A 15,680-nucleotide genomic window follows, 5' to 3' on the forward strand; every position below is an offset into this window, starting at 1 on the left:
GCCTACTGCCGGGTGGATCCGCGAAGAGTCCTGCGGTCCCGCCAGGCACCAGTGGACCACAGTGCCCATGCGATCAGGGCCGGTTGAAAGAAGAGCCTCGTGAGGCGGGCGGAGTCAGTATCCAGTCCGAAGGCGTCAACGCCGTCGACGTACTGCGCGATGTTGCCGGGAAAGATAGCCACGAAGAATATGGCGACAATCCATCCAATATGCACTCGCCAGCGAGGCAGGAAGACCAGTGCGGCGCCCAGAACCACCTCGACGATCCCGGACGCCACGACCACAAAATCGGTATCAAGGGGCATCCATGAGGGAACCTGGGCCGCGAACTCGGCGCGGGCAAAGAATAGGTGCGCGGTCCCGGCGAATAGCAGGAAGGCCCCCAGCACGGTGCGGGCAATGGTTCGGACCGGGGACAGCGCGGGAATGTCACTCACGTGGGAAGCCTAGCAGCGACGCCTGAGGACCTGGATCTCCAGGCGCCGCACTGCCGATGCTGGTTACGGTGCTCCGGGAAGGGACTCGCAAACAATGCCGTCCTTGTCCCGGTCAAGCTTCGCGACGTCGCCGTAGTACGGGAAGTACTTCTCGTACCAGTTCTGCGCTTCCCGCCAGGTCTTGAAGTCGGAGCAGTTCTTTGAGTCGCCCGGGTTTGCGGGCTGGGGCGACGGCTTCGGGCTTGGCTTCGGCGACGGCTTCGGCGACGGCTTCGGGCTTGGCTTCGGGCTTGGCTTCGGCGACGGCTTCGGTGCGGGCGCCGGAGCCGGAGCGGGTTTCGGTGCCGGGGTCATGACCACGGGAGCTGGCTGGGTGACTGCGGCGGGCTGCCCGGCACAGTTGGTCAGCACACGAGCCATCGCGTCGCGCTCCGCCTGAGTCACCCACAAGCCGTGGATTGCCTTGGCCGAGATCTGACGTGAAACGTACGTGCAGCGGTAGGAGGTGTTCGGCGGCAGCCAGGTGGCGGCGTCGCCGTCGCCCTTTTGCCCGTTCGTCGGACCATCGGTGGCCTGCAGGTTGAGTGGATCGTTGGCGAAAATCAGCCGCTGGTCGGCACTGAGCTGCTGCGCACCCTTCTGCCACGCATCGGAGAGCGCGACAACGTGGTCAATCTGCACCTCGGTACTGGTGGTGGTTCCGCGAACAAAGTTGATCAGCGTTCCAGTGTAGGGATCGTTGAGAACACCGGTGGCAACCTGGCAGTTACCCGAGGTGAAGGTGATGTTGGTGAGTTGGACCTTCAACATGTCGTTGCGGGTGTCGCACCCGTTGTTGTCGGTATCAAACCAGGACGGCCCAAAGTTGTCGCGGTCGTACCCGGTTTTCGGTGCCCGACCCTTGACTGGAATGGTCTGCAGCTCCTGAAGGGCAGTGGACCCGTATTCGGCTGGACGGTTCAACGGGAGCTCGGTTTTGGTGCGGTACATGAATGCCGCCATGGCGTCCCGCTTGACCGGCTGTAGTGGGAGGAATCGACCGTCTGGCCAGCCGGTGGTGATGCCGGTGTTCGCTAGCCAGCCGATCTCCTTGTAGAACATGTTCTTGGTGGGGACGTCGCGGAACGCGGTAGTCCTGGAGGCAGTGAACGTTGGCTCAACAGAGAAACGGTAGAGGAAAGCCGCCATCGCGTCCCGGTTGACCGAGCTGAGAGGCTTAAAGGTGCGGTCCGGGTAGTCCGTGGTGATGCCCTCCGACGCAAGCCAATGGATCTCTTTGTAGAACTTTGTTCCCACCGGCACATCGGTAAACCACGACTGCTTGGGTGCCGTGTAAGCCGGTTCGCCGGCCAACCGGTAAAGAAAGGCAGCCATCGCGTCACGGGCTACCGACTGCAATGGCCGGAACGTGCCGTCCGGCCATCCCATCGAAATTTCCTGAGTAGCCAGCCAGGTGATCTCGGTGTGGAACTGGCTGGTGGACGGTACATCCCGGAACGTTGTCGCGGCGGTCGCCTGGGTCGGTGCGACGAGGGTGCCGGCGCCGATAACCAGCACCACCAGCATCATGACGGCAGCTCTGATTGTTTTCACTTGTTCTCCATGGAGTGCTAACGCGGACGAATAGGTACAACGCGACACACAGGTAGAAGAACTTGAACGCCTGGACCCCAGCGCATGATGTCCCCCGGCTCATGCTCGTCAATGAAGCCTACGGTGGGCCCTGCGGTCTACTTCGAAACTTGGCTCAGCGTTCCATCAGGATTGCCGAAGGAAACACCGTCCACCCGATGCCATCGGTAATGCTGAACCAGGAACAGCAGAATCTCGGGGGAGGCAGTGCCATGGGGCGATGGATCGTGAGTGGTTTTAAAAGGACAACGACGCCAAGCCCAAGCGCATCCGCGGACAACGACGTCGGCGTTCCGGCCGCGGACTGAGACTCGGCACGTTTGGAGTTATTGCCCTGGTGGTCGGCCTTTACCTGACTCCGACCGTCTTCGACCGGTACATCCTCTGGGTCTTCCGCCGGCGACCAACGGATCCACGTCATTTGCGCTGCACGAATCACCCGACAGCTCTCAAGACTTTGTGGCCTACGACCCGTGCCGACCGGTCCATTATGTGGTCCGGCCCGACTTCGCTCCCACCGGATCCGACGGACTGATTGAGGAAGCCGTCGCCGAAATATCCGCTGCCACCGGACTAACGTTCGTTTACCGAGGTACCACCACCGAAGCGCCCAGCGAGGACCGGGAGACCTACCAGCCTGATCGCTACGGCAAACGATGGGCACCCATCCTGATCACGTGGACCAGCCCGGCGGAGATCCCTGGCCTGGAAGGGGACGTCGCCGGTCTCGGCGGCAGCCCCTACGCTCATACTCCTGGCAAGCCCTTTGTCTATGTCGCTGGCCAAGTCCAGCTCGACGCGCCTGACCTTACCAACATCATTCAATACCCGGATGGTCGCGATCAAGTGAGGGCCATCATCGTGCATGAGCTGGCTCACGTCGTCGGGCTCGATCACGTCGATGACCCAACCCAGCTCATGTACGAAGGAAACAACGGACCAATCGGTCTGGGTGACGGCGACAGAGCGGGCCTCGCCCTGCTCGGCACCGGCTCCTGCGTCCCGCAACTCTAGGGTAAGAGCAAAAGTCTTGAGAAACGCCATCTGCGACATCAACGGTGGCCCGCAGATTTCCTAACCCCTAGGGGCGGGCAGGCCCGTCACGGGACCAGAAAGGTGCCTCGGTTGCAGACACGTGGTTGCCCAACCACGAACCTGCAGGTGGGGCACTTATTTGCGCCGTGGGGTGCACCTTCCCCGCGTAGCGAGCATCAAAATCGCCAGTGCCTCTCACACGTAGTGATTCGGATCATGCGAGTGGTCCGGGCTCGACCTTCCCTGCACAGTCCAGTGGAATCTACGCGGGCGCCCCAGTTCGGCCGTTCATAGGCTGATTCAGGCGGGCAACTGGACCCGCTGTAGGCCAATAACCGTCACGGCCTTCGGGGAAGACATCGCCCTGGCTCACCTGGAAAAGAACCAGGCGGATCAGGGTGGCGTCATCAATAAGGGAATTGCTGTTATGACAGAAGAGCTGGTTAGAGATCGAAAGTCACAAAGCAGGCGCAAGGCAACAAAACACGTAGATGCTCCGCTCACCACCCTGGAGCCAATGCCGGAAACGCCGGCTAAAACCTTTGACTTTGATGTGGCGATTGTTGGTATGGGCTACGTGGGTCTCCCGACGTCGCTGGCGTTCTGTGCCGCGGGCGTCAAAGTACTGGGCGTTGATGTCAGCCAGGCGAGACTGGAAGTAATCCGGAGCGGACGCGCGGACCTGGTCGACTCGGACCGGGATCGCCTCGCCGAAGCCCTGAAAAACCCCAGCTATGAATTGACCTCCGATCCAACGCAGCTCTCCCGAGCTGCCGCAGTCATTGTGTGCGTACCGACCCCGGTCGACGAGTATCTGGTGCCGGACCTGCGGATGCTTAGTGCCGCCTGCCGCGCAGTCGTGGAACAAGCTGTTCCCGGACAGCTGCTGCTCCTTACTTCGACCACCTATGTGGGGACCACCCGCGACATGTTGGCCGCTCCACTAGCCAACCGTGGGCTGATCCCAGGCAGCGACATTCACGTGGCGTTCAGTCCGGAACGGATCAACCCCGGCGCGGACGCTTTCGCCCACGAGGATGTCCCGCGCGTCGTCGGCGGAGTCACCAAGAGCTGCACAGCTGCCGCCGAAAGGCTGATCGGCGCCTACACCAAACGTATTCATGTGGTGAGCTCAGCCGACGCAGCTGAACTGACCAAGCTGGTCGAGAATACCTTCCGTGCGGTCAACATTGGTCTGGCCAACGAGTTTGCCGATATCTCCCAGGCGTTGAAGCTCGACGTCATCGAGGTAATAAACGCTGCGGCCACCAAACCATACGGCTTCATGGCCTTCACCCCCGGCCCCGGCGTCGGTGGGCACTGCATCCCCTGCGATCCGCATTACTTGCTGTGGCAGATGAAGAAGAACCGCCTGGCTACTCCTGTCATCGAACAGTCAATGAACGCGATCTCCGCTCGCCCCGGGCGGGTCGTGGATCGAATTCGCAGGATCCTCTCCGACCGGGATAAGAGTCTCCACTCGGCCCGCATCCTTGTGGTGGGCGTAGCGTACAAGCCCGACGTCGAAGACCTCAGGGAATCACCTGCCCTCGAAATCATCGACAGCCTTCTCGAGGAAGGCGCGATCGTTGGATACCACGATCACCTGATTCCGAGCCTAAGCCTGCCGGACGGGTCAATTCTTGCCCATGAGGAGGACCCGGCCGGCTACGAGCCAGATCTGGTACTCCTTCATACAGCGCATAGCGCTGCCGACAACGGTTGGATCAACCCAGACACCCTGGTCCTTGATTCAACCTTCCGCCTGCCCCAGGCGTCCAACATCCTTCACCTCTAAACGAACTTCGGCCGGGAGAACCCCTCATGAAAACTGTCATTACCGGCGGCGCCGGATTCATCGGTAGCCACCTCACTGAATATCTATTGAACGCTGGGGATAGTGTCACCGTGCTCGACAATTTGTCTACCGGTGACCTAAAGAACCTGAAGAACAGCCAGAACCACCCGGACTTCACCTTCCTGGAAGGAAACATCCTGGATCGGGGCGCTGTTCGAGATGTGGTGAGCGGGGCGGACCGGGTGTTCCACCTGGCCGCTGCAGTCGGAGTACATCTGATCGTCGATCACCCGCTGGAGAGCCTGCGCACCAACATCCACGGCACCGAAGTGGTGCTGGACGCTTGCCTCGACGAGGGAGCCGAACTGCTGCTGGCCTCCACCAGCGAGGTCTACGGAAAGAACACCGCCGACAGGTTGTCCGAGGACGCAGACCGCATTCTCGGTTCTGCGCTGAAGTCCCGTTGGACCTACGCTGCAGCCAAGGGCATCGACGAGGCTTTTGCCCACGCCTACTGGCGGGAGTATGGCCTGAAGGTGTCGATTGTGCGGCTTTTCAACACAGTCGGTCCTCGCCAGACCGGTCGCTACGGAATGGTGGTACCGAACCTGGTGGGCCAGGCGCTGCGCGGCGAACCCCTCACCGTCTTCGGGGACGGCAAGCAGACCCGCTGCTTCTCCTACGTGGGCGACGTCGTCCCAGCACTGGTCCGCCTCGCTGAGGAACCCGCCGCCCGCGGGAAGGCAGTCAACCTGGGCGGTCTGCAAGAAATCTCGATCCTCGAGCTTGCCGAGCAGACCATCAAGTTGTTGGGTAGCACCAGCGGCATCAAGCTAATCCCCTACGACGAAGCGTATGGCTCCGGCTACGAGGATATGCGACGACGGGTACCCGATAACTCGCTCGCTGGCCGCCTTGTGGGATTCAAACCCACCACCACGGTCGACACCATCATCCTTAAAGTGGCACGTGCCATGTTGGCAACCGCTCCCTCGATACCTTCTGAGCCAACCCTCGCTGGCGCCGCATCATGACGGAGGGCCCCCCGGAGAAGGGCAAGGAACCGCGTCATCGCCAGGCGGTGAATGAGCCCTTCGTCCAGACGCTGAAGCGCTCATCTGTGCCCTTCCGGTTCCTTGCCCTGCTGGTCGTTGTTTTGCTCATCGCCGGATCCGTCAGTGTGTACTCTGCTGTGCGCGCTGACGGGGTGGAACTCCCCACGGATGGGGTGCCAGCCGGCGTAACCACTGTCAGCCTGACCTTCGACGATGGTTACGCAGATCAGGTGGAGGCTTCGCGGATCATGGATCGTCACAACTTCAAGGGGACCTTCTATGTGTCCACGGGCCTGATCGCGCCGGAGGAGCCGGTAGGGGATGAGCCAGCACGTTTCATGACCCTTTCCGAGATCCGAGAACTGCGGGATAATGGTCATGAAATTGGAGGGCACACGGTGACTCACGTTGAGTTGCCAACGCCGGACCTCGCCGAGATGACACGAGAGGTCTGCGACGACCGAACAATCCTGACCAACTACGGATTCAAGGTGACTAGCTTCGCTTTTCCCTATGCGTCGACAAGCACAGAAGCTCAGCAGGTGGCTGAAGACTGTGGATACAACAGTGCGCGCGGTCTGGGTGGTCTCCAAAGCCCTGATGTGCCCGGCGCGATCGGCTCCTGTGAGAACTGCGAATTCTCCGAGACCACTCCCCCGGATAACCCGTACCTCATCAAGGCGCCGCGACAGGTTGAAAACACCTGGACCCTCGAAGACCTGAAGGGTACGGTCACAAACGCGGAGGCGGACGGCGGCTGGGTCCCGCTTTCCTTCCACCACGTCAACAAGAGCGACTCGTTGATCGCCATCGACCCGGAAATCTTCGAAACCTTCATTGATTGGCTCGCGGATCGTGCCGAATCAGGTGCCCTGGTAGTCCGCACAGTAGACCAGGTTATCGGCGGTGCGGAACAACCCGCGGTCCGCGGACCCCTGCCAGAAGCCCGCACCGGCAACATGATCCTCAACGCTGGCTTTGAAACCATGGGGCCGAACGACGAGACTCCCGACTGCTGGCAGACCGGCGGATGGGGAGATAACAGTCCCTCTTTCTCCGTCGTGGGCGACGCGAGAACCGGTGAGCAAGCTCAACGGCTGATCATGAGGTCACATGTCGACGGCGACGCCAAGCTCCTCCCGAAACTGGACCTGGGAGCGTGTGCACCGACGGTGCGGACCGGCCTAACCTATGATCTCAGCGCCTGGTACAAATCGACCGGAAACACTCAATTCGAAATCTATACCCGGAGTGCTTTAGGTCCGTGGAATCACTGGACCTCCAGCCCATACTCACCCCCGGCAGAAGACTGGGAGCAGGCACGGTTCACTACTCCTCCAATCCCACACGGGGTGGTGGAACTAAGTTTCGGCATGAATTTGTTGGATGACGGTCGGCTTGTGACCGATGACTATGGCATGCAACCCACTCCGGGGGCCAGCAATGGACAGCGGGCACCCCAGGCGCAGGCCTTCACTGACTATCCGGCGAGTGGCCTGTTCTACACCGAGGTTCAATGGCTTGCCCGGGAAGGCATCACCATTGGCTATGCTGACGGCACCTTCCGCCCTCTTGAGCCGATGGACCGAAAGACTGTCGCAGCCTTCCTATATCGGATGGCGGGCGAGCCCACCTGGGAGGCGCCGACAATCTCGCCCTTCACCGATGTGTCGCCGGAGGATGAGCACTACCTCGAGATTACCTGGCTGGCGAGCCGCGGAATCGCGTCGGGCTGGACCGACGGCACTTTCCGTCCGCAGGACCCGATCACCAGGAACGCCGTAGCGGCTTTCCTCCACCGGTTCGGGGGGAGCCCCGAAGTGACCCCGATTGAACCACCGTTCACCGACGTCACCGAAGAAAGCCCCCACTATGAGGCGATCGTCTGGCTCGCGAGCCAGGGCATCGCCGCGAGCGGGGAGGAACAAACGTATCGACCGTCTGATCGCGTCAATCGGGACGCCATGGCAGGTTTCCTGCACCGTTACGACCGCAAATTTGGTACGACGACTCCAACCGTCGCCACCTGCTGGACACCCTGCTTAATGTAGGGCAATAGACGGGCCGGCGGCGGAGCAGCCCCCCTTGAGACCTGGGGCTGACCCCAGCCCGCCGTCGGCCCCTTACTCATCACCACTCTCAGAAAGGAGGACGAGGTGTCCGATTACCCCAAACTGCCCGTTGGCAGAATGCTGCTGATTGCGGCGGCCGCCATACTAATCGTCGGCACCACGGCGATCGTCTCCTCCAGGCACAACCACCAGGAGTACCCGTGGCACACAGACATCGTGTCCACCACTTTCTGGGTTGGCGAGATCCACGATCCCGATGCCCCCGACGGGAGCCAAGAAATTTCCACCTACGACTCTCGCTGGATGGAAAGCTACGGCGGCTGCGACGGCGTGGTAACCGCCGACGGTTGCATGACCGAGCCGCGGGTGGCAGAAAACAACTTCTTTCCCAGCAGCATGACACCTCGGGAGAACCCGTTCTATCTCGATCTGCCGTTCGATGACCTCAATGACGCGGACGCGTTCGCATCCCGCGGCGAGGTCATCCCGTGGGCGGCAGAGGATGCCGCAAGCAACCCCGTCTGGCTGACCAGCAAGCAGTACAGCTTCATGAAGAACCGTTGGGTACGGCTCAAGAAGGGGGACCGGGTTTGCTACGGACAAATCCAGGATGCAGGGCCTGCCTTATATAACGATGTCGATTACGTATTCGGGCACGACGACGAGCGCCCCGCCAGCACTGAGTACAACGGTGCCGGAATGGATGTTTCGCCTGCCCTCAACAGTTGTCTGGGGTTCACCCAGCTCGACGGAATGAACGACGTCGTCGACTGGCAATTTGTCGATGAAGAAGATGTGCCAGATGGTCCGTGGCGGATCATCGTTACCACCAGCCAAGTTCAGTAAGCAGTCGGAGGGGTCTCCCCACTGCCTCGCGATATCGTATGGAGAGTTATGGATTTTCTGGGGTATTTCATCATCGTTCTACTTGTGATCGGCGTGAGTACAGCCTTCTGGGGTGTCGTCGGTCTGGGCCGCCGGATCACCGAGGTGTATCGGCGGCGCGTCGCCGTCCCGGAGGGTGAAGCACCTCCGCTGACGGCAGTGCCCGACGTCGACGACGTCGCAGTCCTGATTGCCGCTCACAACGAGGCCGGATCCATCCAGGAGTCAATCGCCGCTGCGGCCAAGCTGGTCCCCCTCACCAACATCCACGTGGTGTCGGATAAATCCACCGACGCGACCGCTCGGATCTGTCGTGAGCTGGGAGTCAATGTCCTGGACCTGGAGATCAATCGTGGCAAGGCCGGAGCCTTGGCCGAAGCCATCGAGCACTTCGCCCTCTGCGACAGTTACGACGTGGTGTTGATTCTGGACGCCGATACCCGCCCCACTCCCAACTATCTCGAGACTGGTCTACCCCTATTCGCGGAGCCCGATGTAGTGGCGGTTGCCGGCCGGGCACGGTCGATCGTCGGCTCCGGCCCGCACAGTTTCATTGGCCAATTCCTCGTGGCCTACCGCGACCGGCTATACCTGGTCGTCCAACTCCTTCTCAAATACGGTCAGGCCGCCAAATCAGCGAACGTGGTCAACATCGTTCCTGGTTTCGCCAGCATGTATCGCACGTCGGTCCTGCGGCAGATCGACGTCGCTGGCAAGGGTCTGGTGATCGAGGACTTCAATATGACCTTTGACGTCCACGCCCGAAAACTGGGCAGGATCGAATTTCATCCATCGGCGGCCGTTGCCTACACCGAAGATCCGGATAATCTGGCCGACTACATCCGGCAAATACGGCGCTGGAATTTGGGCTTCTGGCAAACCGTCAGGAAGCACCAGTTTCAGTTCACCAAGTTCTGGATTAACCTTTGCGTCCACATTGTCGAGCTGGTGGTGAGTGGGATTCTGCTCCTGCTGGTGCTCCCTCTGCTGGCCCTGTCCCTGATCTTCGATCTTTTCCTCTTCGGTACCCAGGATCTGCACCCCACCGTCGAATTTTTCGGAAACGTCATACCGGTGGAAGCGGTTCTCCTGGGGGTGCTCCTCCCCGATTTCCTGCTGACAGTGTTCGCCGCGATTGCACTCAAGCGGCCGGTGTATCTGCTGATCGGGCTGCTGTTCCCTTTGGTTCGCATGCTAGACGCTGCGGTTTGCCTAAGCCAGATTCCCAAAGCCTGGCTCGCAGGCGGGTCCAGCGGTATCTGGGTTAGCCCAAAGCGCCGCCAACCTGACCAGGTACAGGGGCGACGTCGAGCGGCGCACGCAACAGAACCGGCTATTGCCGATCCTTCTCAATAATTGCCACAAGAGCGGGCGTCAATTCATCCCGTCGACTGATCCCGATCTTCTTGAATACCCGGTACAGATGCCCCTCAACCGTTCGCAGCGACACGTGCAGTTGACCGGCAACGGCACGGTTGCCCGAACCCTGCGCTACCAACTGGGCCACCCTAAGCTCGCGTTCGGAAAGCACGGGCAGGTCATCCTGCTGGTGGGCCTCAAACAGTTCGACATTGGCGGTGTGGGGGTGATAGGTCTTAAAAACCTGGTACGCCCGGGCCAGGCCAGCGTTGGACCCTGACGCTTTCAGTATCGCTATTGCGCGTGCTGCCGCGTCAACGGCCAGCAAGGAATATCCGGCACGGCCGGCTTCCTCCGCGGCAGCAATCAATTCCTTCTCCTGTCCCGAAAGCAATGCGTCTGCATAGAGGTGAAGGATCAGCGCTTCGGTGCCTTCGGCATTGGTCGACAAATCAGCGAGCCGGCGGGCGACGGAATCGTCACCAAGCCTGATTGACAACTCCAGGGCGTGCATCTCGACGCTGACTAAGTTGGCCTTGGCAGCAGCGGAACGTACCCGGCGAAGCTCAGCATCAGCACCCGACGTCGGCACCAGCCAGGCTCGCGCCGCAGCAGCGTACCCCTCACCGAGGAGCAAAAGCTGCCGACCGCCGTCGTACGTGCGTTGATCAAATCGCCCCAGATAGCCGGCCGTCCGGTCTCGGTCCCCCGCCAGACTGGCTACGTACGCAGCGAGTCCGAGCGCCAGTGGGCGCATCTGATAATTGTCGAAAACCTGCAGGCCCTCGACAGCTGATGCGAGGTACTCCTCAGCGCGCGCCAAAGACCCCCTCCGCAGTTCCTTGAATCCTTCGACCAGCTCCAGAACCGCTCCGAAGTAAACCAGTGAGGCAGAAGACCGGTCGAGATAATCGTCTATGGCACCTTCGAGCTCTGACCATTCGGCTGAGAAGATTGAGCACACGGCTCCGTGTAGGAGCGCGAACTCCTGGTGCCGGTCCGGCAACTCGGCGGCCGACACCACCTGACGCAAGGCCTCAGCTAGCACAGCTGCACCCGCTCTAGGCTGTCCTTGAGCACCGAGGGCTTCCCCAAGGTGCACCCGAGTGAAGTGCCGATCCTCCAGTGTTCCTAAATACCCGTGAGCCAGTTCACGTAACTCAGGCTCGGACTCGGCGTACCGGCCCGCGATGTTCAACCCATACAGTTCGAGAGACCTGATGGATACCTCATCGTCAGCGGATAGACCCGCCCGTCCGGTTTGCTCCTTGGTGATCCTGCGGGCTGTCAATGCCCAGCGCCGGGCGATGCTCTGCACCTGGCTAGGGTCCTGACCCAGTCGCTGTGAGAACCTAGCTTCCCAGACTGCTGCCTCGGTTGCCGTCACCATGTCCGGGGCCAGTTCCAACGAACGCCCCAGCTCTGCCGCATCAGGGATTCCGAGCAAGTAATTAGCCTGGGCAATCTGGATGCGAGCCTGGATCAGATACTTCGACGCCGTAACTGCGGCGGCGATTCTGAGTGCAGCATGCGGCTGATAGCCGTGGTTAGCTTTCCGCGCACCCGCTACCAGCTCTTCTTGGGGAACAGCTGCCCCGCAGTCGAGGGCCCACTCTAGAAAACTTATTGTGTGCTCGGGTGTTTCCTTGCCCTGAGCAGTCTCCCTCAACTGCCGGGTGCGGTTGAACAGGGCGGCGCTGCGGCCCGCCGGCACCAATTGGCGAATCAGGCCGGCATAGAGCGGATTGGCAACACTGACCATCCCCTCCTGACCGGTCCCGACAGCAACGAGTCCCTCTTCTTCTAGTAAATCCAGCTGGCTCGCGTCACCCACTTCAAGCACGCTCAAGAAAGTCATAGGGCCAGCCAGTGAAAGCAACTCCAGAAGTTCTATCGCGGCGGGACCAACTCGTCGTGACCTATCACGTACCAGGTCGATGAGCCCTGGGTCGGTCAACGACGGCTGGTCCACTAAACGCCAGATTCCACCGCGGAGGGCAAGAGTTCCCAGGGATCGGTTGTGATCCACTAGCGCTGAAAGTGCCAACGGCAGACCGCCAGAGCTTTTCCAGAGCAGGAGGCTGCTCGTCGGTGCAATAGGCCCGCCGAGAACACCCTCGCAAAGCATCTTCGCCGCTCCGGACGTCAGCGGTTGAAGATCGATACGCTCCAAGACGCCTTCCATCCACAGGGTGCGCAGAGCCCGGGGTAGCGCGGGTCCGGGATTGGTCAATGCAAATAGTGTCACCGAGTTGGTCGCCACCAACTGACCAAGCAGTTCGGCGCTGGCAGTATCCAAGTAGTGCGCGTCGTCTACCACCACTACCGGCCTGGACTCATCCGAGCTGGCAGCTCGAAGATTCGCCTGGACTGAACGCAGCAGCGTGCCGTCGGATTCCAGGGGGCCCTCCCCCAACGACCCTAGATAGGGAGCAAGCGCGCCATATCGAATAGCACCTAAAGCCGAACTGGTGGTTATTCGCGTCCACGTCACGTCCTCAGGCAACTCCACCAGGACCTGCCGCATTAGGGTAGTTTTTCCCATCCCACGCTCGGCGGCAACCAGGACTCCGTTGGCCGCGGGGCCACTGAGGATCCGAACAATCCGGGCTACGAGTTCGTTCCAACTTCCTGATTCAGACCCACGGTCGTCACGCATGGGTCTTCGAACCGAGGGCAGCGAGTGCCTGGAGGTCCTCCCGTGAGGTCAGGTGGAGCTTGGAGTAGACCTGATACAGATGCCCCTCAACGGTACGGACTGAAATGTTGAGTTTGCGTGAAATGTCGATATTGGTTGCCCCGGGGACAGCCGCCAACGCCACCTCGCGTTCCCGCTTGGTCAAGTGTGCCAGGGCAGCGGCCCCCAACGCGGGCAATTGCTTACCTACCCTGCCGTCAATCGAATGGATTAGCCGGCGAGCTTCCCGAGTGGTGGCCTGGTCCCCTGCCTCATCGGCACATGCCATCGCGGCCCGGGCAATATCCCGAGCCAGGGAATGACCCTCGGCTTTCAGAGCGCGCTTAGCGACGCAGAGAAGTCTCTTATCGTCTCTTCTAGTCATTGCCAGCCCGAAATCACCGCAAAGACCAGCGAACTCACCCTGTATCCGCGCGGCGGAGCCGACCAGCAGCGGTGCAGCCACTTGGCTGCCTAAGCGCACCGCTCCGGTGAGAAAGACTAGCTGCATTGAAGGCTGTCCATTCTGTCGGCATTCCTCCGCCCGATCAATCATGGCCTGTGCCGAACTGTCCGGCGAACCAAGAAGCGCGTTCGCGGCCAACACGAGATAGGTGGTGATCTGCTCGCCGATCCAGCACTGTTCGTAGGATTCCCTGCTCAGCTCGGCTAACACCCTCCTGGCTTCTTCGGGTTCATCGTTGACTGCATAGCAATAGGCACATTCGGCCAATGCCATTCCTAGTATTGCGGGAGCGAATCCCTCTCGGAGTTGGCTGATAGCCGGGAGCAGCGTCGCCAGAGCACTGTCGAACCGTCCGTGGCTGATATGGAGGAGCCCCTCAGCAACGCCGCGTTCTTCAACCGCGTGTATTCCCACCCCTAGCTCAGGTATCGGCCGGGAGGATAGAATCGCCCCGCACTTTTCTGGTTGGGCTGTCATCAAAAAGACAATCAATAGCCGGGCTCTGACATACTCTTTGGTCAGTTCAAGAATTCCCGGTTGAAGGAGGCGCAACTCTAGGTCAGCTGCGAAGCGCAGGGCGTCATCATGCCGACCAGCCATAGCCCAGGCTTCACACAGCAAGCTCCCTGCTTGTAGACGGAAATTTTCTTCATCACCATCGTCATGTTCGTAGGGATAGGTGAGAAGTTGAACCACCTCGGCATGCTGGCCCTGGTCTGCCAGGAGCGTTCCTTCGGCCAAGAGGAGCTGTGAACGGAGCACCCGCAATTCGGCCGGTGAGAGAGTATCCGATTCCTTGGCCAGCCTCTTCCAAACCCCCTGCAAGGTGGCAATCGATTCACCGGCAGCACCAGACTTTTTGACAGGCAGGGTAGCTCTCAACAACATAAGCTCCGCCCACTCAATGAACGTTGGTTGCCAGTCCGCATCACTCAACCGGGCCTCAAGAATGGACCGTGCCTCATGATGGATGCCCAGTGTCATCAGAGCTTTTAGCTCTTCAATCAGTAGACCGGCGTGAAGCCGGTGTCCTTCGATCGACCTCACAAACCGTCGGGCCTGATCAGGATTTCCGTTGCCATTGGCTGCTCGCGCTGCGCCAAGCGCGATCTCCGGATCTAGTGGCTCACCGCAGTTGAGCGTCCATGCAGCGAAACTCGGCGTCGCCAGTTTATTACCCTCGGAGGAGAGCTTCGCGGCAAGCCTGGCGCGAAGTCGACGGCTTCGCGCGGCGGGCACAGACCCCCTGGTCACGTCTGCCATCACGCTGTCTCTTAGGTCCGCCATCCGGTGAGGTCCCGGACTGATCTGGAGATGACGATTTTCTTGCAGCCAATCCAGGTCGTCGGGATCGCAGACCGGCGTGAGCGTATCTATCTGGACGGCACCGGCGAGCGCCAGAATTTCCACCACGTCCCGCTGACCGTCGGTGAGACCGTCCAGCCATGAGGTGAGAAACTCGCCACCCAACCCCTGCCGTTGGGGGGCGGCCCCGGTGGCGACCCAGATGCCATCGCGCTGAACCAAGATGTGGCTGGCAATCTGTTCACTGACCAGGGTGAGCAGAATTCGCGGGTTGCCTTTACTGAGGTTCCACGCCTGGCGCACGGCGGTACGTGAGAACTTGCCAAACTCGTCTTCCAATACCAGTTCGGCTTCGCCGAAGGTGAGCGGACTAAGATCGAATCTGACGAGCACCCCGTCGCCCCATAGATTCTCGATCGTCGCGCTCCCTGTCCCTTCGTCAGTGCAGACAACTAACAGGCAAGCATGCCCAGCCGCGGCGACCTGCATCAAAACCATCGCTGACATCACGTCAAGCCGATCAGCATTCTCCACAACGATCACCACCGGACGGCTACCACCCCGAGAGCTAAGCAACCGGGCAATACCGCCAATCAGGAACCGGTGGTGATCCAGAGCAGCCACATCCAGCTCGCTGAGCAACGGTCCCAGCGCACCATACTCAACCCTCGAGAGGGTCGAACTACCCCGCAAGTGCACCACTTCCGCTGAATCCGGGAGATTGTCGATGACCTGTTTAGCGAGATAGCTTTTGCCGACACCACGGCGTCCGACAAGTAGTGCCCCGCACCCTCGGGAGCTCAGCAGCACACGGGTCATGTCGCTGACTAATGCACTTCGCCCGGGGCCCTGCAAATGAGCCGCGGTGGGACGTGCCACCGCGGTCATCGAAGATTCAGCCCGCCAGTGAATAAATCCGGATGAGTAGTTCTGCAGCATTGCCCGAGACCCCCAATAGC

At 60.6% G+C, this 15,680-nt stretch carries 10 protein-coding genes; 6 read left to right on the forward strand and 4 right to left on the reverse strand.

Features of this window, described 5'->3' with window-relative positions:
* Window positions 1–2: 2 nt before the first annotated feature.
* Together ACX80Z_RS05965 and ACX80Z_RS05970 are read right to left on the reverse strand one after the other, a co-directional pair.
* Window positions 3–437 carry a DoxX family protein gene (locus ACX80Z_RS05965; RefSeq protein WP_459315247.1) on the reverse strand — a complete coding sequence of 145 codons (435 nt, stop codon included), beginning with the start codon at window positions 435–437 and terminating at the stop codon, window positions 3–5.
* Window positions 438–500: 63 nt separating this feature from the next.
* Complete coding sequence (locus ACX80Z_RS05970) at window positions 501–2,030, reverse strand: S-layer homology domain-containing protein (protein WP_459315249.1); 1,530 nt, start codon at window positions 2,028–2,030, stop codon at window positions 501–503.
* Window positions 2,031–2,528: 498 nt separating this feature from the next.
* On the opposite strand from ACX80Z_RS05970, the gene ACX80Z_RS05975 reads away from it, so the two are divergent.
* The 6 genes from ACX80Z_RS05975 to ACX80Z_RS06000 all read left to right on the forward strand — a co-directional run bounded on the left by ACX80Z_RS05975 (window position 2,529) and on the right by ACX80Z_RS06000 (window position 10,270).
* Window positions 2,529–3,083 carry a matrixin family metalloprotease gene (locus tag ACX80Z_RS05975; RefSeq protein ID WP_459315250.1) on the forward strand — a complete coding sequence of 185 codons (555 nt, stop codon included), beginning with the start codon at window positions 2,529–2,531 and terminating at the stop codon, window positions 3,081–3,083.
* A 538-nt stretch (window positions 3,084–3,621) separates the two neighbouring features.
* Window positions 3,622–4,902: a nucleotide sugar dehydrogenase gene (locus ACX80Z_RS05980; RefSeq protein WP_459315251.1), complete on the forward strand. Its 1,281-nt coding sequence runs from the start codon at window positions 3,622–3,624 to the stop codon at window positions 4,900–4,902.
* A 26-nt stretch (window positions 4,903–4,928) separates the two neighbouring features.
* Complete coding sequence (locus ACX80Z_RS05985; RefSeq protein WP_459315252.1) at window positions 4,929–5,936, forward strand: NAD-dependent epimerase/dehydratase family protein; 1,008 nt, start codon at window positions 4,929–4,931, stop codon at window positions 5,934–5,936.
* Window positions 5,933–8,008: an S-layer homology domain-containing protein gene (locus ACX80Z_RS05990; protein WP_459315253.1), complete on the forward strand. Its 2,076-nt coding sequence runs from the start codon at window positions 5,933–5,935 to the stop codon at window positions 8,006–8,008. Before ACX80Z_RS05985 ends, ACX80Z_RS05990 begins: the two co-directional genes overlap by 4 nt.
* 105 nt (window positions 8,009–8,113) lie before the next feature.
* Window positions 8,114–8,875 (forward strand): hypothetical protein, encoded by a 762-nt coding sequence (locus ACX80Z_RS05995; protein ID WP_459315254.1) that lies wholly within the window; start codon window positions 8,114–8,116, stop codon window positions 8,873–8,875.
* Window positions 8,876–8,923: 48 nt separating this feature from the next.
* The gene (locus ACX80Z_RS06000) at window positions 8,924–10,270 is read left to right on the forward strand and encodes a glycosyltransferase family 2 protein (protein ID WP_459315255.1); all 1,347 of its coding nucleotides are present in this window, start codon (window positions 8,924–8,926) and stop codon (window positions 10,268–10,270) included.
* On the opposite strand, the gene ACX80Z_RS06005 is transcribed toward ACX80Z_RS06000, so the two are convergent.
* Window positions 10,248–12,932 carry a LuxR C-terminal-related transcriptional regulator gene (locus tag ACX80Z_RS06005; RefSeq protein WP_459315256.1) on the reverse strand — a complete coding sequence of 895 codons (2,685 nt, stop codon included), beginning with the start codon at window positions 12,930–12,932 and terminating at the stop codon, window positions 10,248–10,250. The two genes, ACX80Z_RS06000 and ACX80Z_RS06005, sit on opposite strands and share 23 nt — an antisense overlap.
* On the reverse strand, window positions 12,925–15,660 hold the full coding sequence (locus tag ACX80Z_RS06010) for a LuxR C-terminal-related transcriptional regulator (RefSeq protein ID WP_459315257.1): 2,736 nt from the start codon (window positions 15,658–15,660) through the stop codon (window positions 12,925–12,927). Before ACX80Z_RS06010 ends, ACX80Z_RS06005 begins: the two co-directional genes overlap by 8 nt.
* Window positions 15,661–15,680 lie beyond the last annotated feature (20 nt).

The sequence above is a fragment of the Arthrobacter sp. TMT4-20 genome (genome assembly GCF_054510775.1).

Coding starts and splice junctions, on each gene's coding strand:
- ACX80Z_RS05980 (WP_459315251.1), top strand. CDS start 3,622: ATGCCGGAAACGCCGGCTAAAACCTTTGACTTTGATGTGGCGATTGTT.
- ACX80Z_RS05985 (WP_459315252.1), top strand. CDS start 4,929: ATGAAAACTGTCATTACCGGCGGCGCCGGATTCATCGGTAGCCACCTC.
- ACX80Z_RS05990 (WP_459315253.1), top strand. CDS start 5,933: ATGACGGAGGGCCCCCCGGAGAAGGGCAAGGAACCGCGTCATCGCCAG.
- ACX80Z_RS06000 (WP_459315255.1), top strand. CDS start 8,924: ATGGATTTTCTGGGGTATTTCATCATCGTTCTACTTGTGATCGGCGTG.
- ACX80Z_RS06005 (WP_459315256.1), bottom strand. CDS start 12,932: ATGCGTGACGACCGTGGGTCTGAATCAGGAAGTTGGAACGAACTCGTA.
- ACX80Z_RS06010 (WP_459315257.1), bottom strand. CDS start 15,660: ATGCTGCAGAACTACTCATCCGGATTTATTCACTGGCGGGCTGAATCT.